Annotated in this window: 18 protein-coding genes and 1 riboswitch; of the genes, 3 read left to right on the plus strand and 15 right to left on the minus strand. The window is 47.8% G+C overall.

Annotated features, from left to right (window positions below; genetic code table 11):
* Positions 1–40: 40 nt before the first annotated feature.
* The 14 genes from purN to AC4PM4_RS28090 form a co-directional block, all read right to left on the minus strand.
* Positions 41–658, minus strand: a complete 618-nt coding sequence (purN, locus tag AC4PM4_RS28025) for a phosphoribosylglycinamide formyltransferase (protein WP_063568061.1) — start codon at positions 656–658, stop codon at positions 41–43.
* Entirely contained in the window at positions 658–1,698 is a 1,041-nt protein-coding gene (gene purM, locus AC4PM4_RS28030; RefSeq protein ID WP_491615071.1) for a phosphoribosylformylglycinamidine cyclo-ligase, read from the minus strand. The genes purN and purM overlap by 1 nt, the downstream gene beginning before the upstream one ends.
* Before the next feature lie 775 nt (positions 1,699–2,473).
* Complete coding sequence (purF, locus tag AC4PM4_RS28035) at positions 2,474–3,952, minus strand: amidophosphoribosyltransferase (RefSeq protein ID WP_079344050.1); 1,479 nt, start codon at positions 3,950–3,952, stop codon at positions 2,474–2,476.
* Positions 3,937–6,180: a phosphoribosylformylglycinamidine synthase subunit PurL gene (gene purL / locus AC4PM4_RS28040; protein WP_491615073.1), complete on the minus strand. Its 2,244-nt coding sequence runs from the start codon at positions 6,178–6,180 to the stop codon at positions 3,937–3,939. Before purL ends, purF begins: the two co-directional genes overlap by 16 nt.
* Positions 6,158–6,847 (minus strand): phosphoribosylformylglycinamidine synthase subunit PurQ, encoded by a 690-nt coding sequence (purQ, locus tag AC4PM4_RS28045; protein ID WP_024633543.1) that lies wholly within the window; start codon positions 6,845–6,847, stop codon positions 6,158–6,160. The genes purL and purQ overlap by 23 nt, the downstream gene beginning before the upstream one ends.
* A gap of 4 nt (positions 6,848–6,851) precedes the next feature.
* Positions 6,852–7,097 carry a phosphoribosylformylglycinamidine synthase subunit PurS gene (purS, locus tag AC4PM4_RS28050; protein ID WP_024633544.1) on the minus strand — a complete coding sequence of 82 codons (246 nt, stop codon included), beginning with the start codon at positions 7,095–7,097 and terminating at the stop codon, positions 6,852–6,854.
* 567 nt (positions 7,098–7,664) lie between these two features.
* The gene (locus tag AC4PM4_RS28055) at positions 7,665–8,540 is read right to left on the minus strand and encodes a phosphoribosylaminoimidazolesuccinocarboxamide synthase (RefSeq protein ID WP_491615074.1); all 876 of its coding nucleotides are present in this window, start codon (positions 8,538–8,540) and stop codon (positions 7,665–7,667) included.
* A gap of 254 nt (positions 8,541–8,794) precedes the next feature.
* Positions 8,795–10,093, minus strand: coding sequence for an adenylosuccinate lyase (purB, locus tag AC4PM4_RS28060; RefSeq protein WP_079697172.1), 1,299 nt, complete (start codon positions 10,091–10,093; stop codon positions 8,795–8,797).
* The gene (gene purK / locus AC4PM4_RS28065) at positions 10,090–11,292 is read right to left on the minus strand and encodes a 5-(carboxyamino)imidazole ribonucleotide synthase (RefSeq protein WP_090811725.1); all 1,203 of its coding nucleotides are present in this window, start codon (positions 11,290–11,292) and stop codon (positions 10,090–10,092) included. The genes purB and purK overlap by 4 nt, the downstream gene beginning before the upstream one ends.
* Positions 11,289–11,774: a 5-(carboxyamino)imidazole ribonucleotide mutase gene (purE, locus tag AC4PM4_RS28070; protein ID WP_063568218.1), complete on the minus strand. Its 486-nt coding sequence runs from the start codon at positions 11,772–11,774 to the stop codon at positions 11,289–11,291. Before purE ends, purK begins: the two co-directional genes overlap by 4 nt.
* Positions 11,775–11,960: 186 nt before the next feature.
* Positions 11,961–12,062: riboswitch (purine riboswitch) on the minus strand.
* A gap of 270 nt (positions 12,063–12,332) precedes the next feature.
* On the minus strand, positions 12,333–12,767 hold the full coding sequence (locus AC4PM4_RS28075; RefSeq protein ID WP_024633549.1) for a universal stress protein: 435 nt from the start codon (positions 12,765–12,767) through the stop codon (positions 12,333–12,335).
* 186 nt (positions 12,768–12,953) lie between these two features.
* Positions 12,954–13,217, minus strand: a complete 264-nt coding sequence (locus tag AC4PM4_RS28080) for a DUF1294 domain-containing protein (RefSeq protein WP_063568208.1) — start codon at positions 13,215–13,217, stop codon at positions 12,954–12,956.
* Between the two features lie 129 nt (positions 13,218–13,346).
* Positions 13,347–13,484: a hypothetical protein gene (locus AC4PM4_RS28085; protein WP_162842470.1), complete on the minus strand. Its 138-nt coding sequence runs from the start codon at positions 13,482–13,484 to the stop codon at positions 13,347–13,349.
* A gap of 58 nt (positions 13,485–13,542) precedes the next feature.
* Positions 13,543–15,672 carry a DNA topoisomerase III gene (locus AC4PM4_RS28090; protein ID WP_090811723.1) on the minus strand — a complete coding sequence of 710 codons (2,130 nt, stop codon included), beginning with the start codon at positions 15,670–15,672 and terminating at the stop codon, positions 13,543–13,545.
* A gap of 383 nt (positions 15,673–16,055) precedes the next feature.
* On the opposite strand from AC4PM4_RS28090, the gene AC4PM4_RS28095 reads away from it, so the two are divergent.
* Positions 16,056–17,990: an amidase family protein gene (locus tag AC4PM4_RS28095; RefSeq protein ID WP_090811721.1), complete on the plus strand. Its 1,935-nt coding sequence runs from the start codon at positions 16,056–16,058 to the stop codon at positions 17,988–17,990.
* Positions 17,991–18,163: 173 nt separating this feature from the next.
* Entirely contained in the window at positions 18,164–19,360 is a 1,197-nt protein-coding gene (locus AC4PM4_RS28100) for an S-layer homology domain-containing protein (protein ID WP_090811719.1), read from the plus strand.
* 111 nt (positions 19,361–19,471) lie between these two features.
* Here AC4PM4_RS28100 and AC4PM4_RS28105 read toward each other — a convergent pair whose 3' ends face one another.
* A complete protein-coding gene (locus AC4PM4_RS28105) occupies positions 19,472–20,482 on the minus strand; it encodes a ketoacyl-ACP synthase III (protein WP_491615077.1) in 1,011 nt (336 codons plus the stop codon).
* 299 nt (positions 20,483–20,781) lie between these two features.
* On the opposite strand from AC4PM4_RS28105, the gene AC4PM4_RS28110 reads away from it, so the two are divergent.
* Positions 20,782–21,336 (plus strand): NADPH-dependent FMN reductase, encoded by a 555-nt coding sequence (locus AC4PM4_RS28110; protein ID WP_090811715.1) that lies wholly within the window; start codon positions 20,782–20,784, stop codon positions 21,334–21,336.
* Positions 21,337–21,522: the final 186 nt, after the last annotated feature.

The following is a 21,522-nucleotide window of genomic DNA, read 5'->3' on the forward strand; positions in this document are numbered from 1 at the left end:
TATCCTCTCCGTTAATGTGTAAAAAAATTTTCAACTTATATCAAACCGGTTTGTTAACAGTGACGTGACGTCCGTCTAACTGAACCAGACCTTGCGCAAACCAGGAAACAACCTCGGGGTATAACTGCTGTTCGGCCGCATGAATAGAACGGCTAATTGACTCAGGCGTATCATCTGGCAAAATAGGAACAGGGTGCTGGGCAATAATCGGCCCTGTATCCATTCCCCCATCCACAAAGTGGACGGTAACCCCGGTGATTTTAACGCCATATTCCAGTGCCTGCCCTATGGCATCTTTGCCTGCAAACGCTGGCAACAATGACGGATGAATGTTAATCAATCTTCCTGCATAGCGATCCACGACTACCGAAGTCAACAATCTCATGTATCCGGCAAGAACAACCAGGTCAATGTTTCTGGATTCAAGAACTTCCACGATCTCAGCCTCGTAGGCTTCGCGGGAATCATAATTTTTAGGAGTAAACAGATGGCATTCCACGCCTGCCTCCTGCGCCCGCTGCACCACACGTGCAGCCGGTTTGTCACATACCAGCAGATCTATGGATGCCCCCAGCCCTCCATTCCGTGCTGCATCAACCAATGCTTGAAAGTTCGACCCTTCACCAGAGGCAAATACAGCAATACGGTAGTTCGCCATTAAACATCCGCTCCCGTGAAGGTTACTCGCGCATCTCCTTCGGTCACACGTCCAATGATGTACGCTTCTTCACCCGATGCTTTCAGTTGTTCCAATGCTTCAACTGCGTCAGCTTCATTCACGACCAGCACAAGTCCGATCCCCATATTAAACGTGGTGAACATGTCGCGGTTCGAAACGGAGCCCTTTTCTTGCAACAGATTGAAGATTGGCAGAATCGGCCAAGAACCATAATCAATATCTACATTCACGCTGCTTGGCAGCATACGCGGGATGTTCTCGATGAAGCCACCACCAGTAATGTGGGCCATGCCTTTTACTTTTACCTTTTCAAGCAGGGACAGGAGTGGTTTTACATAGATTTTCGTTGGTTCCAGCAGTGCATCACCCAGCTTGCCGCCCAATTCAGCGACTTCATCCTGCAAGCCCAATCCGGCTTGTTCCAACAAAAGTTTGCGTACCAAGGAGAATCCGTTACTATGCACTCCGCTGGATGCAAGTCCGATCACTGTGTCGCCAGGAGAGATCGTTGTACCGTTAATGATTTTCGCTTTGTCCACAATACCTATGGTAAATCCGGCAATATCGTATTCACCCTCACTGTACATGCCCGGCATTTCAGCCGTTTCGCCACCGATCAGAGCACAGCCAGACTGATGACATCCTTCTGCGATTCCCGCAACAATGGCTTCGATTTTCTCCGGGATGACTTTGTCACATGCCAGATAGTCGAGGAAGAACAGCGGCTCTGCACCCTGTACCACAATGTCGTTCACACACATGGCTACCGCGTCGATTCCGATGGTATCATGACGGTCCATGGCAAATGCGATTTTCAGCTTAGTTCCTACACCGTCTGTACCGGATACAAGCACCGGCTCATCATATTTATCTTTGTTCAAACCGAACAGGGCGCCAAAGCCTCCCAGATCTGTCATCACTTCCGGACGGAAGGTACGCTTCACGTGTTTTTTCATCCGTTCAACCGCTTCGTTGCCTGCCGCGATATCGACGCCGGCGTTTTTGTATGCTTCGGACAAGTGGAATCAGCTCCTTATTTTTCGCCCCTCCTAAATCCTCCCGCCCGGGAGGACCCCATAGGACCTTGGCAGGCCCTCTGGACACCCGCCAAACAAGCGGTGCAGGGGTGGCTGGTATGATCTTGCTATGGTTGGTTCGTTCGTGTGCTCGCGTGGTTGTTCGCCGATTCCGCTGGCCGCAGGCCATCGGTCGGCGAACCCCGCTCGGCTGCGCTGCGGGGCAAGCCCGCGGGGGCAGCTGCTTCGCTTGGCTGCCCTGGCCCCTATTGCTCCGCAAGGCGGCGCTAAGGGCCGGGCTGCGCTCGGGGCAGCTGCTTCGCCTGGCTGGCCTGGCCCCTATTGCTCCGCAAGGCGGGGCTAAGGGCTCGGGCTATGCCCGGGGGCAGCTGCTTCGCCTGGCTGCCTTGGCCCCTGTTGCTTCGCAAGGCGGGGCTAAGGGCCGGGCTGCGCTCGGGGGCAGCTGCTTCGCCTGGCTGCCCGGCCCCTGTTGCTCCGCAAGGCGGGGCTAAGGGCCGGGCTGCGCTCGGGGGCAGCTGCTTCGCTTGGCTGCCCTGGCCCCTATTGCTCCGCAAGGCGGGGCTAAGGGCTCGGGCTATGCCCGGGGGTAGCTGCTTCGCACTGCTGCCTTGGCCCCTGTTGCTTCGCAAGGCGGGGCTAAGGGCCGGGCTGCGCCCGGGGGCAGCTGCTTTGCACCGCTGCCCTGGGCCCCTGTTGCTCCGCAAGGCGGGGCTTAAGGGCGCGGGCTACGAGTTACGTTTGTCTCGCAGGATAACAGCTAGCAGCTGCAGCCGAATTTCTCTTCGCCGCCGAAATCGAGGCGGGTTGGGTAATCATTATCAAAACATGCAAGGCAAAGCCCGCCTTTGTAATCATCCTGATTATCTCCCTGAATCGACGTAATCAGCCCATCCGGGCTGAGGAACGACAGGGAGTCCGCGTTAATTTCACGGCAAATTTCTTCCACCGACAGCTGGGAGGCAATCAATTCGCGACTGTCAGGCGTATCAATGCCGTAGAAGCACGGGTTTTTGAACGGTGGTGATGTAATGCGTACATGCACCTCTGTTGCTCCGGCATCACGCAGCATGTTCACGATTCGGCGGGAAGTGGTTCCCCGTACGATGGAGTCGTCAATCATGACCACGCGTTTGCCTTCTACCACACGGCGCACAGCACTCAGTTTCATCTTCACGCCTTGTTCCCGCAGTTCCTGGCTTGGCTGGATAAACGTACGTCCGGTGTATTTGTTTTTGATCATACCCATCTCATACGGAATCCCTGTCTGCTCAGCGTAGCCGATTGCCGCGGAAATACTGGAGTCCGGTACACCTGTTACCAGATCTGCATCGACAAACGACTCAATCGCCATCCGGCTACCCATCCGTTTACGCGCAGCATGCTGGTTTGCACCATTCATGTCACTGTCCGGACGGGCAAAGTAGATATACTCCATCGCACACAGTGCCTTACGGTGTTTGTGATGATCGAAGCGGTCCTCGTGAAGACCATCCGCATCCAGCACCAACAGTTCACCCGGTTCAATGTCACGAATCAACTCTGCACCAATCGTCTCCAATGCACATGTCTCGGATGCGAATAGATACGCATCTCCCAATTTACCCATTGTGAGCGGACGCAGACCATGGGGATCAGAAGCAACCAGCAATTTGTCGTTGGTCATAATCAGAAATGCATAACCACCCACAATCCGTTGGAACGCATCCTTCGCGGCTTCTACCAATCCTTTGGGAGATCTCGCGATTAGATGGGCAATAACTTCGGTATCACTGGTCGTTTGAAAAATGGACCCGCCCTGCTCCAATTCACGCCGAATTGTTGGCGCATTTACGATATTTCCGTTGGTTGCTACAGCCAGATCACCATCGCGGTATTTAAATACCAATGGTTGTGCGTTCGTCAGCTTACTGTCACCACTGGTTGAATAACGAACGTGTCCGATAGAGATATCCCCGGTCAACGTCTGCATCAGGTCTTTGGTGAAAACTTCCTTCACCAGACCCATACCACGGTGGTAGTGAAACTCGTTACCGTCACTTACACACATCCCTGCACTTTCTTCACCCCGGTGTTGAAGGGCATGCAGGCCATAATAGGATAATGATGCGGCGTCAGGGTGTTTGAACACCCCGAATACTCCGCATTCTTCCTTTAATTTGTCGAGTCCTTCCTTGCCGGACCCTTCGTTATAATAATCACCTGTCCACAATGGTCCTGTCGTCAGTTCATGAGACATGGAATCGCATCCTCCCAGACCTGAGCTAAACCTCCTACAGGTTCGTTCACGGCTGATGTTCCGTTCAATTCAATTGTCAGGTTACTTCCTTCTACACGTCCAATAACAGCTACAGGCACACCACGTTCACGTACAAAAGCTTCCAGCTTACCAGCTTGCTCCGGCGAAGCCGACAGCAGAATACGAGATTGACTCTCACTGAACAGCGTATGATCTGCACGCAATGCCGTCTCAACATTAACCTGTGCACCCACGTTGCCGCTAATGCAAGACTCAGCCAATGCTACAGCAAGACCACCTTCAGACAAGTCATGCGCAGAGCGAACGAGGCCGGACTGAATTGCTTCCAGTACCGTATTAAGCAGTGCTTTTTCCGTGTTGAGGTCGAGCTGCGGTGGACGGCCTTCCGTTTTGCCATGAACCGCATATTGCAGCTCACTTCCACCCAGTTCAGCTTTCGTTTCACCGAGGAGGATGATAACATCACCTTCGGATTTGAATGCTTGTGTCGTGATATGATCCGTATCATGAACGAGACCTACCATACCGACAACTGGTGTTGGATAGATGGAGCCTTTGGCGTTTTCGTTATACAGACTTACGTTACCACCAATAACTGGTGTATCCAGCACGCGGCAAGCTTCCGCCATACCGTCTACTGCTTTTTCCATTTGCCAGAAAATATCCGGCTTCTCCGGGTTACCAAAGTTCAGGTTGTCCGTGATCGCCAGCGGCTCTGCACCGGAACATACAATGTTACGCGCTGCTTCACTTACGGCAATCCGTCCACCTACTTCAGGATCCAGATAAACATAGCGTCCATTACAGTCCGTTGTCATCGCGAGACCTTTGCGTGTACCACGAATCGTAACTACGGCTGCATCCGAACCAGGACGAACGGCAGTGCTTGTACGCACCATGTAGTCATATTGATCATAAACCCACTTCTTGCTCGCCACTGTTGGGGATGCCAACACTTGTTTCAATGCACCGCCGAGATCCGACACTTCGTCGTAACGAAGCGTGTCGATGGAAGCACTTTGCTCGTAGTAAGCAGGTACAGAAGATGGTTTGTCATACACAGGGCACTCGTCAACCAGTGCTGTTACCGGCATGTCTCCAACCACTTCGCCGTGGTGAATCAATTTCAGACGACCATCATCCGTTACTTTACCGACTTTGGCACAGATTACGCCCCAACGTTCAAAGATTTCCAACGCCTGCGCCTCATCCTTCGGCTCAACGACGAACAACATCCGTTCTTGGGACTCGGACAACATCATCTCGTAAGGTGTCATGCCTTCTTCACGCTGTGGCACCTGATCCAGATACAGTTCCAGACCATTACCTGCTTTACTCGCCATCTCTGCACTCGAACATGTCAGACCAGCGGCACCCATATCTTGAATTCCCAGCACGATTCCCGTGTCGATCAATTCCAGACAGGATTCCATCACCAGTTTCTCCATAAACGGATCACCAACCTGAACCGCTGTCCGTTGGGACTCGGATTCTTCCGTCAGTTCAACCGATGCAAAGGTTGCTCCATGAATACCATCCCGGCCTGTTGGTGGCCCAACATAATACACTGGGTTCCCCACACCTTTAGCTACACCGCGCTGGATCTTGTCATGATCAATAAGACCCACACACATAGCATTAACCAGCGGATTGCCTTCATAGCTCTCATCAAACATGACTTCACCAGCAACAGTAGGAATACCAATACAGTTTCCGTATCCAGCAATACCTGCTACCACGTGCTCGAACAGATATTTAACGCGATCACTTTCCAGCTTGCCAAAACGCAAGGAATTCAACAAAGCTACCGGTCTTGCTCCCATAGAGAAAATATCACGGATAATGCCGCCAACACCTGTTGCCGCACCTTGGTAAGGCTCAACCGCGGAAGGATGGTTATGGCTTTCAATTTTGAATACAACGGCCTGATTGTCACCGATATCTACGATCCCGGCACCTTCACCCGGACCCATCAGGACACGCGGTCCACTTGTAGGGAATCGACGCAGTAACGGCTTGGAGTTTTTGTATGCGCAGTGCTCCGACCACATAACACTGAAAACACCAATCTCCGTGTAGTTCGGCTTACGCCCCATGAACTCACAGATCAGCTCATACTCGCTGTCAGACACGCCCATTTGTGCGTAAAGTTTATGTTCTGCGACCTGTTCTGCTGTCGGTTCCTTAGCGGATAGCTGCTGCGTCATGCCGATCCCTCCATGCTTTCAAAATAGATGTAAACATACGTTTGCCGTCTTCCGAACCCAGCAGTGAGTCCACCGCGCGCTCTGGATGTGGCATCATACCAACCACGTTTCCACCCTCATTACAGATTCCCGCGATATCACCCAGGGAACCGTTCGGGTTGCTGCCATACGTAAAGACGATCTGGTTGTTTGCCTGCAAACTCGCGAGTGTTTCCTCGTCACAGTAATAGTTTCCTTCACCGTGAGCAATTGGAATAACAATCTCTTCCCCCGGTGCATAGTCACGTGTAAATGGAGTATCTGCATTCGCTACTTTCAACACCGTATCGTGACAACGGAATTTCAGCGACATGTTGCGGATCAAAGCGCCAGGAAGCAATCCTGCCTCAGTAAGGATCTGAAATCCGTTGCAAATGCCGAGAATATATTTACCTTGTTCAGCAGCCTTAGCTACCTCATTCATTACGGGTGCAAAACGGGAGATCGCTCCGCAACGCAGATAGTCACCATAAGAGAAACCACCTGGAACTAGGATACAATCATAAGCCGATAGATCTGTAGCCGTGTGCCATACATAATCAACCTCTTGTCCAATCGCATCTTCTACTGCTTTGTAACAGTCGATGTCGCAGTTGGAGCCAGGAAACACAAGAACTGCAAATTTCATGGGATTAACCCTCCAATTCGTAGCGGTAATCTTCAACAACGGTGTTAGCCAGCAGCTTTTCACACATTACTGTCAATCGTTTCTCCGCTTCCGCACGGTCTGTTGTATCCAGAGTCAGTTCCATGACTTTACCAATCCGTACACTTTCCACTTCATTGAATCCCATCGAATGCAGGGCACCTTGAACAGCTACTCCTTGCGGGTCGAGAACGCTTTGCTTAATAGTGACATAGACGGTTGCTTTGATCATGATCCTTATGTTCCTCCTCAGTAATGAACGGGATAAATGCTTTACGCTGTTAAAAAAGTGACTTGGGAGCTTGCTCCGGGGCAGATTGTTCTTTCCGGTCGCTTGTTGTCCCCAGGTTTTTTTGATTGTTTTGAACCGCTGTGCGGTCAAAACCCGGGGACAAAGGCGAACGCTATCGCTCCTTTAAGAACAATTCCGCCCCTCCGCTAGTCCATGCGACGTTTTTTAAAGGCCTAAACCCTTTACGTTGCACGGTGTATAATGGTCTAGTCTGACCATTACGTGAAAACAGTGAATGGTCTATAACATAGTTTAGTAATCAATGAATTTAATTCTCGTAATTTTTTCAGGCTTCCCTACCTGTGGGAAGCCTCCGCACTTAATTGCCTCATCCCCAGTTTGAAACTGGCGGAGGGAAAGATTTGAGCTGGAGAAGCGAAAGCGTTCGCCTTTGCAACCGGAATGTTTCCTTTTGAAAAAAGGATTCCAATCAAAACATTCCGGGGGCAACAGCGATCGAAAGCCAAACTTTCCCGTAGCCTACACTCAAACGTCCCTTACTCAAACTTACTTTTCCGTTAAACGGTTATAAATATCGACGTACCTTGCGGTTGTGGCCTCCACTACCTCTTGTGGCAGCGGATCAGGTTTGCTGTTCCTGTCCCAAACGCTGCCTAACAGATATGTGCGTACCGGCTCTTTATCCATGCTATCGATCTCGATGTCGAGTTCGTAATTCTCTTTGGCCCAGAAGCGAGAAGCGTCTGGAGTGAAGATTTCATCGATCAGAATGACTTTACCATCGACCATACCGAACTCAAATTTGCAGTCTGCGAGAATGATTCCCCGCTGATCGCAATAGTCGCGAGCAAATTCGTAGAGACGCAGGCTCTTTTCCTGAAGCTCAATCGCGAGAGCATCTCCGACAAGTTCTTTCATTCGATCCATCGGGATGTCTTCGTCATGACCGACATCGTTTTTAGCTGCTGGGGTGAAGATGGGAACGTCGAGCTTGGCGTTTTTGCGAAGTCCATCCGGCAGCTTGATGCCGTTGACCTCTCCGCTTTTCTCATATTGTCTCCATCCGCCACCGGTAATGTATCCACGCACCACACATTCAATATCAATGCGCTCGGCTTTGCGGGTCACCATGATGCGGTCTTTGAGCAGTTCAGGATCAGTAATGATATCGCCCAATTGGTTTACATCCGTATGCACCACGTGGTTATCCATCATGTCGCCCGTCAGTTCAAACCAGAAGCTGCTCAGTTTATTAAGCACATTGCCCTTCTCGGGAACGGCTGGGTCCAGCACATAGTCAAATGCCGAAATCCGATCCGTAACCACGATGAGAAAATGTTCACCCAGATCGTACAACTCACGTACTTTTCCCTTATATAACAAAGGAGCTTTAACGAGATCTGCCGCAGTGGACAGCGCCATGGAGGCTCACCTTCTTTCAGGAGATGTAAAGTATACGTCCAATTCCCCTCATCACGCAGGGCCACTCCGAATGCAGAACAACCTTCCGATCGCTGTTATCCCCGGATTTTTCTGATCCCCTTTCTCAAGGGGGAAATCCGGTGATAAAGGCGAGCGCTTTGCTTCTTCAGGTTTTTTCTGCCTTCTCCGTTCCAGCGTGAACACATAATTAACCTATACTTTTAGGGAGTGGAATAATTCAAAACCTTAATATATTAGTCGTTCAAACCAAGCTTTTTGAAGATGGTGTCTACGTGCTTCAGGTGCCACGATGGGTTGAACGCATCTGCGATTTCCTCTTCGCTCAGCACTTCAGTAATTTCCGGTGTGGATTTCACGATATCCTGGAACTGGCGTTGTTCTTCCCATGCCTGCATGGCACGTGGTTGAACGGTATCGTATGCCTGCTCGCGGCTGAAACCTTTGTCGATCAACTTGGTCATCACTCGACCGGAGAATGGTACGCCGAAGGTGCGCTCCATATTACGTTTCATATTTTCAGGGAATACCGTCAGATTCTTCACGATGTTACCGAAACGGTTCAGCATGTAGTTCAGCAGCATCGTTGCATCCGGCAGAATGATACGCTCTACGGAAGAGTGTGAGATATCACGCTCGTGCCACAGTGTCACGTTCTCGTATGCAGATACCATATGTCCGCGAATGACGCGGGACAGACCGGAGATATTTTCACTGCCGATTGGGTTACGTTTATGCGGCATTGCCGAAGATCCTTTTTGACCCTTTGCAAATGCTTCTTCCACTTCACGGAATTCACTCTTTTGCAGTGCACGTACTTCTGTAGCGAACTTGTCCAGAGATGTTGCGATCAATGCCAGTGTAGCCATGTATTCTGCATGACGGTCACGTTGCAGCGTTTGAGTCGAGATCGGTGCAGGCTTCGTACCCAGCTTCTCGCAGACAAACTCTTCAACAAATGGATCGATGTTCGCGTATGTGCCAACTGCTCCTGAGATTTTACCGTACTGTACGTTGTCTGCCGCGTGGCGGAAACGCTCCAGATTCCGTTTCATTTCTTCATGCCAGAGTGCCATTTTCAGACCAAACGTCGTTGGCTCCGCATGTACCCCATGTGTACGTCCCATCATTGGCGTGTGCTGATAAGTCTTCGCTTTGTCACGTAAGATTTCGATAAAATTCACGATGTCACGTTCCAAAATTTCGTTTGCCTGACGCAATACATATCCGAGAGCCGTATCAACGACATCCGTGGAAGTCAGTCCGTAGTGCACCCATTTCCGCTCAGCACCCAGACTTTCAGATACCGTACGTGTGAAGGCAATAACGTCATGACGTGTTTCCTTTTCAATCTCGTAAATGCGGTCGATATCAAAAGAAGCATTCTGACGAAGCAATGCTGCTTCTTCCTTAGGAATGACTCCAAGCTCTGCCCAAGCTTCACATGCACAAATTTCAACTTCCAGCCAAGACTTGAATTTGTTCTCCTCCGTCCAGATGGCTCTCATTTCGGGTCTGCTATAACGTTCGATCATAAATTTGTATTCCTCCAAAGATTAGTTTGTTCAATCCATTGTAATCCTTCTTCGACATCCTGACAGAGCAGATTGACATGCCCCATTTTTCGTCCTGTCTTCGCTTCGGTCTTACCATATATATGAAGCTTAGGAATTACACCGAGTTCCAACGCTTCCGCGTCAGCCTGACCCGTTCTGGCAATAATACCTTCCAGGTGTTCTCCAAGCACATTGACCATAACAACCGGGCTTAATAATGAAGTATCTCCAAGCGGCAATCCGCAAATCGCACGAATATGCTGTTCAAATTGTGATGTGGCACAGGCCTCCATCGTATAGTGGCCGGAATTATGCGGCCTAGGGGCCAGCTCATTCACATACAGTCTTCCATCTGCCGCAACAAACAACTCCACTGCCAGCAATCCAACGGCTTGGATGGATTGAGCCACTGCTGCCGCCAACTTCTGCGCCTCAATCTGTATTTCGGTCGCCACTCTTGCTGGTACGATCGAAGCATGCAAAATGTTGTTCACATGAATGTTCTCCGCAGGCGGGAACGTCTTAATTTCCCCATTCGTGCTGCGTGCAACAACGACTGAAATCTCGCAATCAAACTTGATAAATTGCTCCAATACCAGTTCAGCACCGGTAGCTGCGAGTTCTTCATAGGCAGCTATCGCCTGATTTGTTTCTCGTATAACCCGCTGACCCTTGCCGTCATATCCGCCTGTCACTGTCTTCAGTACACAAGGAACACCAAGTTCACTCACGGCTGCCTTCATTGTGTCCTTGCTTGTAATTTCCCGGTAAGGGGCTACACGTACACCAGCCGCCTCAATGGCTCGTTTTTCACGCAAACGATGCTGGGTTGTGTACAATAACGCACTTCCTTGCGGTACATAGGATTCCCCTTCTAGGAGAGAAGCAACATCTGCGTCTACATTCTCAAACTCATAGGTGATTACATCACACTGCCGAGCCAGTTCGAGTGCAGCCTTTTCATCGTCATATCCCGCTTCAATCTGATCGGTAATTTGTCCACAAGGAGCATCTGCTGCCGGATCAAGTGTAACGAACCGATAACCCATCGCTGTTCCGGCAAGTGTCAGCATCCGTCCAAGCTGCCCGCCTCCTAAAACACCAATGGTTGTTTTTCCTGGGAGCAAGACACGTTCTGCTTTGCCTGCTGATCCGGGTTGTATTCTTGTACTATTCATATTTCGTCACTGCTTTCGAGCACTTCTTGTTTGATTCGCTCTCTGCGGGCTTCGCTGCGACGTTGGACATCCTGGTCAAAAGCACCGATGATCTGAGCCGCAAGCAATCCGGCATTCGTTGCACCTGCTTTGCCAATCGCTACCGTTGCGACGGGAATGCCACCAGGCATCTGAACAATGGACAGCAAGGAATCGAGACCATTTAGCGCCTTGGATTGCACGGGAACTCCAATGACCGGAAGCATCGTTTTGGAAGCGACCATACCGGGCAGATGAGCTGCCCCACCCGCACCCGCAATGATAACCTTGAATCCACGGTCAATCGCTTGCTCCGCATATTCAAACATCAAATCTGGTGTGCGATGCGCGGATACGACTTTTTTTTCATACCCAATCTCCAGCTCGTCCAGCACCTCACAAGCATACTTCATCGTTTCCCAATCCGACTTACTGCCCATAATTACAGCCACCTGTACTGACATGAATACATCCAACTCCCGTCTGAGCGTTTTGGTTTCATCCTGTTGCTTCTCGTTTATTGTGAAATGAAAAAATCCGCTACCCGCGAAAACATCACATTTTCTCCGGACACCGGACTCCAAGAAATACGTATCCCGCATTTGGGCATGCCAAAGGCAGGCTTGCTGTCCGCATCTGATTTCATGCGTCTCTCAGCCGTATCTCCTCGTAGTCCGGAAATTTACGGTTCCCGGGTAGATACTTCCGGGCCCTATTCCCGGCGTTATACGAGCAAATATCTATTTCAACAAATTAATTCAATAAAATTGAAAATTCCACATCTTTCGAACCTACTCGACCTTATATATAACTGATCGACACATCTAACATTCTAACAATCCCCTACAGCTAATGTCAACTTAAAGACGAACATTTAACATATTGACAAATTTAATGTTCGGAAATAACCGATCATTCGGAGATACTGCATCCCTTTTATTCCAAAAAAGAAAGCCGACCCCTCTTCAACCTATCGAAGACAGCCGGCTTTTCTCTATTATGTGTATACACACATTCTATAATTATTTCACGATAAGTACTGGAACCTGAGCATGCTGCACTACGTTGTGACTAACGCTGCCCAAGACAAATTCCCGAATTCCACCAAGACCACGACTACCAATAATGATGATATCCGATCCGTTCTCTTTGGCATAATCGAGAAGGACCTCGGCAGCAGCTCCTTGAATCAGATCCACGTTTGCTGTAACGCCAGCAGCCTGAATCCGCTCTTTCGCTTCATCCGTCGTTTGCACCGCCAGATTATAGTAGTCATTATTCAAAGAAGGTGGCAAAGGTGCCAATCCTTCCCCGATGAATACACGTGGAAAGTCAAAGGCATGAATAACATCCAAGACTGCACCCGGAGAAACTTTGGCTAACTCAATCGCACGATCAAGTGCTTTATTTGAAGCTTTCGAACCATCATAAGCAACTAGTATTTTGGAGAATAACATGTAAATCCCGTCCCTTCCTTTATATGTAGAACATTCGAAGCCAGCTTCGGTCTGACATAAAATCCAAGAACCATGTAACTCCTTAAACGTCCCCAGGTCAAAATGAACCATTTATAAGAAACATTTTACATAATCATTCTAGCCACTCACCTGGAGTACAGCAGATCCTAACCATTAAATTCTACCTTATTGCAGGAAATAACCATAAATTACCGCATTCAGGAATAACAACAACGGAATGCCGATCGTAAAACTGGGATGTTTGGTCTTGTGACGTTTACGATACATTGCAATCCATACCCCCAATGCCCCACCAATAAAGGCCAGCAGAAACAGCGTTCGTTCGGGTGTACGGTCTCGACGGCGCTGCGCACGTTTCTTGTCGTCCGACATGACCAGGTAACCTACGACATTGATAAATAAAAACCACAGTATCAATCCGGTTTGCATATAATTCTAGCGGTCCCCCTGTCCCGGGACATCTCCCTGTACCTCCATTATAGTCCTCTGAAGGAACATGATCAACGCGAGAAGGGAACCGCAAAGATATTTAGAAGCAATGAATCCCGAATACCTAACCTATGACTCCTGTTTAGGAATACCATTCAGGTTTGGTGCTCTTTTTGCTGCCTTTTCGGGACGTACAGAGATACTCTCTTCCTGAATGCTGTCTTTGTTCTGCTGATTATGAATCTTCTCTGGTTTGTTATGTGGCATCTGCGTATCACCTCCTAGGCTTACGTTGCCTGAAAAAGGAGAATCTTATACGACAGTCTTACTCTCCCTTTTTCTCCATGGCTGCCTTCAACAGTTCTCCCAAATTGGAACCGATCGACTCCTGTTTCGCATATTGTTTGACCAGCTTTTGCTGATCACGTTTGTTCACATGCTGTTTGTCTTTATCCAACGTTTCCGTTATGCCGCAAGGCAGACATTGCACGTACAAACCTGCCTTACCCTCTTTAATTTCCATCTTTTTGTGACACTGTGCACAGCGACGGTTGGATAATCGTTTCTCTGCCGAACGACGATATCCGCAATCCTCCGTTGGACACACGAGGAACTTGCCACGTTTGCCTTTCTTCTCCAGTAAGCGGGCATTACAATCCGGGCAGTGACTATTGGATACATTATGCGGCTTATACTCCGCTTTGCTTCCTTTTACTGTAGATACAAGCTCTTTCGCCATCGAACGGATGCTCTCCAGGAAAGGCTCAGGCTTCCCTTGTCCACGGGCGATTCGTTCCAGCTCAGCTTCCCAGCGAGCTGTTAACTCCGGTGAACGCAGCTGGGGAGCAGCCAGTTCAATCAGCTGTTTTCCTTTTCCCGTTGGATGCATGCTGTTCCCTTGACGATCAATGGTGTCGGAACTGACCAGCTTCTCGATAATATCCGCTCGTGTAGCCGGAGTGCCCAGTCCATGCTTCTCCATTTGGGAAAGCAGCGCTGCCTCTGTATACCGTTTGGGCGGCATCGTCCGTCCACTTTTGATATGACAACGTTGAACCGTCACGGACTGACCTTGCTGCACGTCTGGCAAAAGCGCACGATCATGGTCTGAGGAATCGTCAGCACGATCATCATCCTCATCGCTATAATCTCCGCCGTACACTTCCCGCCAGCCGCTTTCTTTCACCGTTGTGCCTTTCACATGAAAAGAATCGTTGCCCACCTGAACAGTGATCGCAACAGAATCGTACTTCGCAGCCGGATAGAACAAGCTGATAAAACGGCGTACGATCAGATCGTATAACTTACGTTCCTCTGGATTCAGCTGATTGAGGAGAACCGTCTGTTCTGTTGGAATGATCGCATGGTGATCCGTTACCCTGCTGTCATCCACGATACGTTTGGTGATATTCAGATTTTTGCGCAACAACGGACGAGCCAGAGACGCATAGGGGCCAATCGCTACACTATCCAGTCGTTCTTTCAGCGTTCCCGTCATATCCGATGTCAGGTAACGGCTGTCTGTACGTGGGTAGGTTACCAGCTTGTGCTGTTCATAAAGACGCTGCAGCACATTCGATGTTTGCTTGGCGGAAAAACCATATTTCCGGTTGGCATCCCGTTGTAATTCCGTCAGGTCATAAGCCAGCGGATGCGGCTCAACCTTTTCACTTTTTTTCACTTGGGCAATCGAACCCTTACGACCATCAATTCGTTTCTTCAATTCTTGTGTCTCTTGCGGATCAAAGATGCGTGAATCCCCACCTGCAGCGCGCCATACCGCCTGAAAACCTCCCAGATCGGCCGTTAACGTCTCATACTCTTGGGAACGGAATCCGTTGATCTCATTTTCCCTGTCCATAATCATGCCAAGTGTAGGGGTCTGTACCCGTCCAGCTGACAATTGTGCATTAAATCGAACCGTCAATGCACGCGTCACGTTAAGACCAATCATCCAATCTGCTTCTGCCCGGCAACGTGCCGATTCATAGAGACGATCAAACTGGCTGCCTGGCTTCAGTGATGCAAATCCATCCTTGATGGCCTTGTCCGTCTGGGATGATATCCACAGCCGTTTAAACGGCTTTTTCCACTGGGCCATTTGCATAATCCAGCGAGCCAGCAATTCACCCTCACGTGCTGCATCCGTTGCAATGACCAATTCACCAACATCCTGACGTTTCATCAGCTGCTGTACCGCTTTGTATTGATGGTTGGTCTCTTTGAGTACCTTCAGCTTGGTGCGATCAGGCAGAATCGGCAGATCCTCCAGATTCCAGGTTGCATACTTTTTGTCATAGTCCTCTGGTTCAGCCAATCCAACAAGATGCCCAAGCGCCCAGGTCACGATATATTTCGGGCCTTCCATATAGCTTTTATGTTTATCACGCGCTCCCATCACTCTGGCTATTTCTCGTGCCACAGATGGTTTTTCTGCGAGTACTAATGTTTTCAATCCATATCTTCCTTTCTTTGATAAACCTATGACTCTCTTGCTTCTATCGTAATTAAAAGAGTTCTTCTACTTCTATCTTTTCATTATATCATTTCATGGTATTGGTTTGCTTTGGCTTCACAAATAACGATTTGTCCCATAAGATGCCTATCTTCCGGCTCTTATGTCATATTAGTTAACACAATATTCTTCGACATTTTTCTTCCGCGCATGGAATTAGGAGCATTTGGTAGGTTCTATAGCGGAAAAATAGTATGTATACGTTTTTTTGGATAAATATGAGTGTTGTAAGAATACCTTACATGTACTTAGAATGTGAAAAAAGCAACTATATCAGATTCGCCAACACACATCATTGATACACAGGAAGGGAGCGTGGATGCATGACTTATCATGGATCTGTATTGAAAAAAAGTGGGGCCTTGTTACTGGCCGGAGCGGTTGTTGTCACAACATGGGGAGGAACGGTTCCCTCAGCGTCAGCTGCAACGGCAACGCCTTCTAGCAAAACTACGGTTGCAGCCGTAACAGCTGGTAAGGTACCTGTCACAGCAGTAGCATTTGTTCAAGCCATGGAAGAAGCGGCTACACTTGCAGGTGTTCCTTTTTCCATGGACAAACTTTCCGGCACAACAGTACAGCGTAAAGATGCTGCTTTAGCTTTGCAAACCTGGCTGAAGCTGGAGTCCACTCCAGAATCGTTCAAGGATGTTCCGGATCAGGCGAGCTTTGCCGGTGCCGTTGGTGCGCTGAACACCGCGGGGTTGATGAAAGGATATACCGACGCCCTCTTCCTTCCTAATGCAGTACTTACCCAAAATGATGTCGCTATATTGAAAGACCGCATTTATAACTACATAAAACCATTTGTTCTGGAGGAAGCAACCATTACGGATCTCCAGGCTGCCATGACGCAAGGAAAGCTGACATCCAAAGAACTCGTGCAGAAGTACTTGGATCGCATTGAAAAATATGATGATCAGGGTGTGAGCATTAACGCAGTCCTGACGTTGAACCCGAATGCCCTCAAAATCGCTGAAACGTTGGACGAAGAACGTGCAGCTCAGGGTGCCCGCGGACCTTTACATGGTATTCCGGTTTTAGTTAAAGATAACTTCGATACCAACGATATGCCTACAACCGCAGGTTGTATCTGTCTGAAAGATTCCGTACCTGCTCACGATGCTGAACAAGTGAAGAAACTCAAAGCAGCCGGGGCCATTATTTTGGGCAAAACCAATCTGCATGAATTCGCATTCGGCATTACCACGTCCAGCTCACTGGGTGGACAAACACTGAATCCTTATGCGCTGGATCACTATCCAGGCGGGTCAAGTGGTGGTACGGGTGCCGCCATTGCCTCAAACTTTGCAGCTGCGGGCATGGGTACTGACACCGGCGGATCAATCCGTATCCCTTCCAGCTTCAACAGCCTTGTCGGTATTCGTCCAACAATCGGACTGTCCAGCCGTGAAGGAATCATCCCTCTTGCATTGACACAGGATGTCGGTGGTCCTATGGCTCGTACCGTAAGTGATGCCGCAATTATGCTGGATGCTACAGCCGGCTATGACAAAAATGATGTTGCTACAGCTTATGCTGTAGGCAAAATCCCTTCCAGCTACACAGACTTCCTGGATGTAAACGGTCTGAAAGGTGCACGGATCGGTGTGGCCACCGAACTCATTCCAAGCACCAAAGCTGAAGAAAAAGCCGTCGCTGACGTGATTAACAACGCAGTAGAAGAACTCAAAACGCTGGGAGCTACGGCAGTCCCGATCAGCATTCCAAACCTGGCGGAAATCAACAAATACCCAAGCTTGAGTGGATACGAGTTCAAATTCCAACTTAATGACTATCTGGAGTCTCTTGGTGACGAAGCCCCTTATCACAGCTTGTCCGAGATTATTGCTTCCGGACAGTTCGACAAGTCACAAGAACAGTCGATGAAGACTCGCGATGCACGGGAAACGTTGGAGACTGCCGAATATAAGGATATCGTCCTGAAACGTACCCAAATCACACGTGAGTCCTTGCTGAAAGTTATGGCCGACAACAACCTGGATGCCATCATCTATCCGACGTCCACGCAAGCCGCTGGTGTTATTGGCGAAGGACAAAACTCCGGTGGTAACAACCGATTGAGTCCATTCTCTGGCTTCCCGGCAATTACCGTACCTGCTGGATTTACAACTGAAGGTCTGCCGGTAGGTATGGAATTCCTGGGCCGCGCCTTTGATGAAGGAACTTTGATCAAGCTGGCTTACAGCTATGAGCAAGGGACTCATCACCGCCAAGCACCAAAGCTCACGCCATAAATCGTTCATGGGATTAAGAAAATTTTTAAACATAAACGTACACCTCATGGATTACATGAGGTGTACGTTTATTAAGTTTACTCAGTTATACAATTTAAAATTGATCTTACCATCATTTGTCGACTACAATAAATAGGATGTAATTCTAATTTTAAAAATCATAGGAGGTTCGAATGAGATATCCAAAGTGTAGTATTTTCATTATTATTCTGACACTCAGTTTATCACTGTTCACTACGTCACTAGCAAACGCAGCTTCAAGCTCAAGCAAATATGAATGGGCCAAACCATCTGTTGAATTTATGGCATCTCATAAGGTCATGCAGAACTTTAAGCAAGAAGAGAAGAATTTAAGCAAGAACGTATCAAAAGCAGAACTTACTCGTATGATTTACCTCTTATTCCAAGAGTTCCGGGTAGATAGCAGTAAAGATGTAGAAATCCCTGGTGTTCCTGCAACCAGTACATATTATCAAACTTTTAGAGACGTATACGGTAGTATCCCTAGCAATCCCTCAGGATTAATTGCAGCAGCAGATAAAATCAATTACAACAATGGGACATTTACATATCAACCTAGTAAGATCTTATCTCGCTGGGACTTATTAATTACACTAAATACTCTTTTTCCGGATATCGGTTACTCCGTCGATGAAATGTCAGAGAAAGAATCACTCACCAAACTGCAAACATTCAAGGATATTCACAAAAGATATTTTAATTCCTACGATACTTATGAAAAATGGAAATATGCTTACCAACCATTAGCACCCGAATTTGGCATTATTAAATCCAAAAATGAAAATCATTTAGGTTCCGACCTTGATTATGTAAAACGTGATGCTCTGCTCGGATTTTCCCAGCAGGGCGTGATGAAGCCCAATTCCAAAGGATACTTTTATCCAAATCAAAAGGTAACTTTAGCCGAAACGACAGTGATTCTACATCGGATTTATAAGTATTATGGCGGAACAGGTTATGTGCCAAAGCCATCCAAAGATGAAGATGTCACCAATGGAACAAGCTTGTTTTTGTACAAGGATGATGTATCAACAATGAGTACTTCAGATGATTTTGCTCTAGTTAATGCAGATCACGTTCCAACACTTTATCTCGCTTTGAGCGCTAAAGCACCTGTGGATCTGAAAGTAATAGTAAACGGAGAAGCTATGTTCTACACTTATGAGCGACTAAGTATTTTGGATGCGCCTATTATCATCCCGTTTGATGGAGCTTACTTCGCTGAGATCTTTCCAATACTGCGAAGTACTGGTGAATTGGTTCATGATGTTGAAAGCATACAGTTAACATACTATGTATCTGATAAACTTGTCGATTTCAATTCAATTGAACCTTTATCTTGGCAGTAACAATATGGGGTACAGCTCTTCTAGAGAGCTGTACCCCTTTTGTCTAGTAACTATAGCGATATTTAAAGCAAAGGACTCATACATTTTCGAGGACGGCACTGTATATATATTTTATCCCTCATTTGCTGAAGGACTGTCCGGTACACTCCATCTAAGCACAAGACCTGCGTAGGTCAGGCCGCCTCCAAAACCAAAAAGGGCTATTTGATGCCCGTTCTTTAATCTCCCTTCGTCTACTGCAAGCTGTAAAGCGAGCGGAATGGAAGCTGCCGAGGTATTTCCTCGGTACTCCACACTTGTTAAAGTACGTTCCAATGGAATAGGACCGCGTTCACACACCGCTTCAATCATTCTTAGATTCGCACTATGGGGTACAAACCAATCAATCTGCTCCGGTTTCATCTCTGCTTTGGCTATAAGCCCACTCAATTGTTCTGGAATCGTGCGTACTGCCCACTTATAGATCTCTCTGCCATTCTGGACAAGGCATCCCTCACCCTGCAGAGGTACACTATTCATCTCAGAAGAAAGACCACTCTTATAGAGATGAATACCGCCTTCTCCACTCGTACCTGAGATGGCTGCCATAAAGTCACCTTTTCCAGCAGCTCTTTCTACCAAAAAGGCTCCTGCCCCGTCGCCGAACAATACACATGTCGTACGGTCTGTATAATCGGTAATCTTGGACAACGTCTCTGCTCCAATAACCAACACTTTATGGTACATGCCACTGGTTACGAGACTATCAGCCAACTGCAATCCATACGTAAATCCTGCACATGCCGCATTCAAATCAAGTACTCCCGTATGTGGAATCTTGAGATTCGCCTGTACTCTAGATGCTGTGCTGGGAAATGAATATTCAGGTGTGCTGGTAGCAACCAAAATCATATCCACATCTTCTACGCTAACATTATAACGGCGCATCATATCTTCTACAGCCTTGGTGGCCAGGTCAGATACAAATTGATCATCAGCTGCGATGCGCCGTTCTCTCATCCCTGTACGCTGTACAATCCATTCATCACTCGTCTCGACGAGCTTCTCCAAATCAGCATTACTTAATATTCGATCCGGTACATACGTACCCATTGCGGTAATGGTTGACATTGATTGATTCATACCGGTAGTCACCTCGTTTGTTTTTTATCATTATAGCACTAAGTATTAGTACTTGGTACAAATTTTAAAAATATTTATTATGATTCATTCGTCAGTTGTTTATTTTAAGCGCTCTCTTCATCCTATTACCCAGAGTCATGCAAACTATCGCATGCATTTTTGATGAAGAATTGTGGATATCCTCTGAGTAACATGAAGAATGCCTTAATTAAATGCGTTTTCTATAGACAGTCCATTCCAACAGGAGGAAAATAAACAGATTGCCCTACATTACTAAGGAATAGAGATGATGTATACCCATGAAAAAAGAATTTAATATCCTTGCGATTTCCGGAAGCCTGCGTAATCAGTCCTCCAATACGTTACTAATGCATGCCATGATTAAGCTAGCTCCTCCTAACCTTAAGTTTGGAGTATATGGTGGATTAAATGATCTACCGCATTTTAACCCTAACCTCGATGTCGAGGAAGGTCCTGAGTCCGTGCAGAATTTTAGAGCCCAACTGAAGCATTCGGATGGAGTCCTTATCTGCACGCCCGAGTATGGAAACGGAGTTCCTGGGGTCTTAAAAAACGCATTAGATTGGATTGTATCTTCAGGAGAATGGCTCAATAAACCCACCGTTGCCATCGCTGCTTCTCCCAGCCCCATGGGCGGTGACAAAGCCCATGCTTCACTATTGCTGACGTTAAACATGATTAATGCTCAAGTCTTACATGAGGCCTCTCTAACCATTCCTCATATTACATTGAAGATGAATAAACAAGGAGTCATCCTTGATTCAGAAACACAGCATGCATTGGAGAACTCACTTTTAAGCCTAGGGGAGGCATGCAACCAAATGGTTAAATAGAAAGAACCTACTTAAATTAATCTGACTATAAAAGATTTAGCACATTCACATAAATTGAAATAAAAAAACAGCCCTGGATTTTCTCCGGGCTGTTACGGTTTATATTAGATACTTATTAAATACTTCGTATAAAACAAATAAAAACCACCACCGAATAACATCGGCAGTGGTTCTTTGCTTGGCGGC

The sequence above is a fragment of the Paenibacillus sp. MDV22-iso6 genome, from assembly GCF_058408365.1.

Coding starts and splice junctions, on each gene's coding strand:
- AC4PM4_RS28095 (WP_090811721.1), top strand. CDS start 16,056: ATGACTTATCATGGATCTGTATTGAAAAAAAGTGGGGCCTTGTTACTG.
- AC4PM4_RS28080 (WP_063568208.1), bottom strand. CDS start 13,217: ATGCAAACCGGATTGATACTGTGGTTTTTATTTATCAATGTCGTAGGT.
- AC4PM4_RS28105 (WP_491615077.1), bottom strand. CDS start 20,482: ATGAATCAATCAATGTCAACCATTACCGCAATGGGTACGTATGTACCG.
- AC4PM4_RS28055 (WP_491615074.1), bottom strand. CDS start 8,540: ATGGCGCTGTCCACTGCGGCAGATCTCGTTAAAGCTCCTTTGTTATAT.
- AC4PM4_RS28085 (WP_162842470.1), bottom strand. CDS start 13,484: ATGCCACATAACAAACCAGAGAAGATTCATAATCAGCAGAACAAAGAC.
- purQ (WP_024633543.1), bottom strand. CDS start 6,847: ATGAAATTTGCAGTTCTTGTGTTTCCTGGCTCCAACTGCGACATCGAC.
- purE (WP_063568218.1), bottom strand. CDS start 11,774: ATGTCAGTACAGGTGGCTGTAATTATGGGCAGTAAGTCGGATTGGGAA.
- AC4PM4_RS28110 (WP_090811715.1), top strand. CDS start 20,782: ATGAAAAAAGAATTTAATATCCTTGCGATTTCCGGAAGCCTGCGTAAT.
- purS (WP_024633544.1), bottom strand. CDS start 7,097: ATGATCAAAGCAACCGTCTATGTCACTATTAAGCAAAGCGTTCTCGAC.
- purL (WP_491615073.1), bottom strand. CDS start 6,180: ATGACGCAGCAGCTATCCGCTAAGGAACCGACAGCAGAACAGGTCGCA.
- purB (WP_079697172.1), bottom strand. CDS start 10,093: ATGATCGAACGTTATAGCAGACCCGAAATGAGAGCCATCTGGACGGAG.
- AC4PM4_RS28075 (WP_024633549.1), bottom strand. CDS start 12,767: ATGTTATTCTCCAAAATACTAGTTGCTTATGATGGTTCGAAAGCTTCA.
- purK (WP_090811725.1), bottom strand. CDS start 11,292: ATGAATAGTACAAGAATACAACCCGGATCAGCAGGCAAAGCAGAACGT.
- AC4PM4_RS28100 (WP_090811719.1), top strand. CDS start 18,164: ATGAGATATCCAAAGTGTAGTATTTTCATTATTATTCTGACACTCAGT.
- purF (WP_079344050.1), bottom strand. CDS start 3,952: ATGTCTCATGAACTGACGACAGGACCATTGTGGACAGGTGATTATTAT.
- purN (WP_063568061.1), bottom strand. CDS start 658: ATGGCGAACTACCGTATTGCTGTATTTGCCTCTGGTGAAGGGTCGAAC.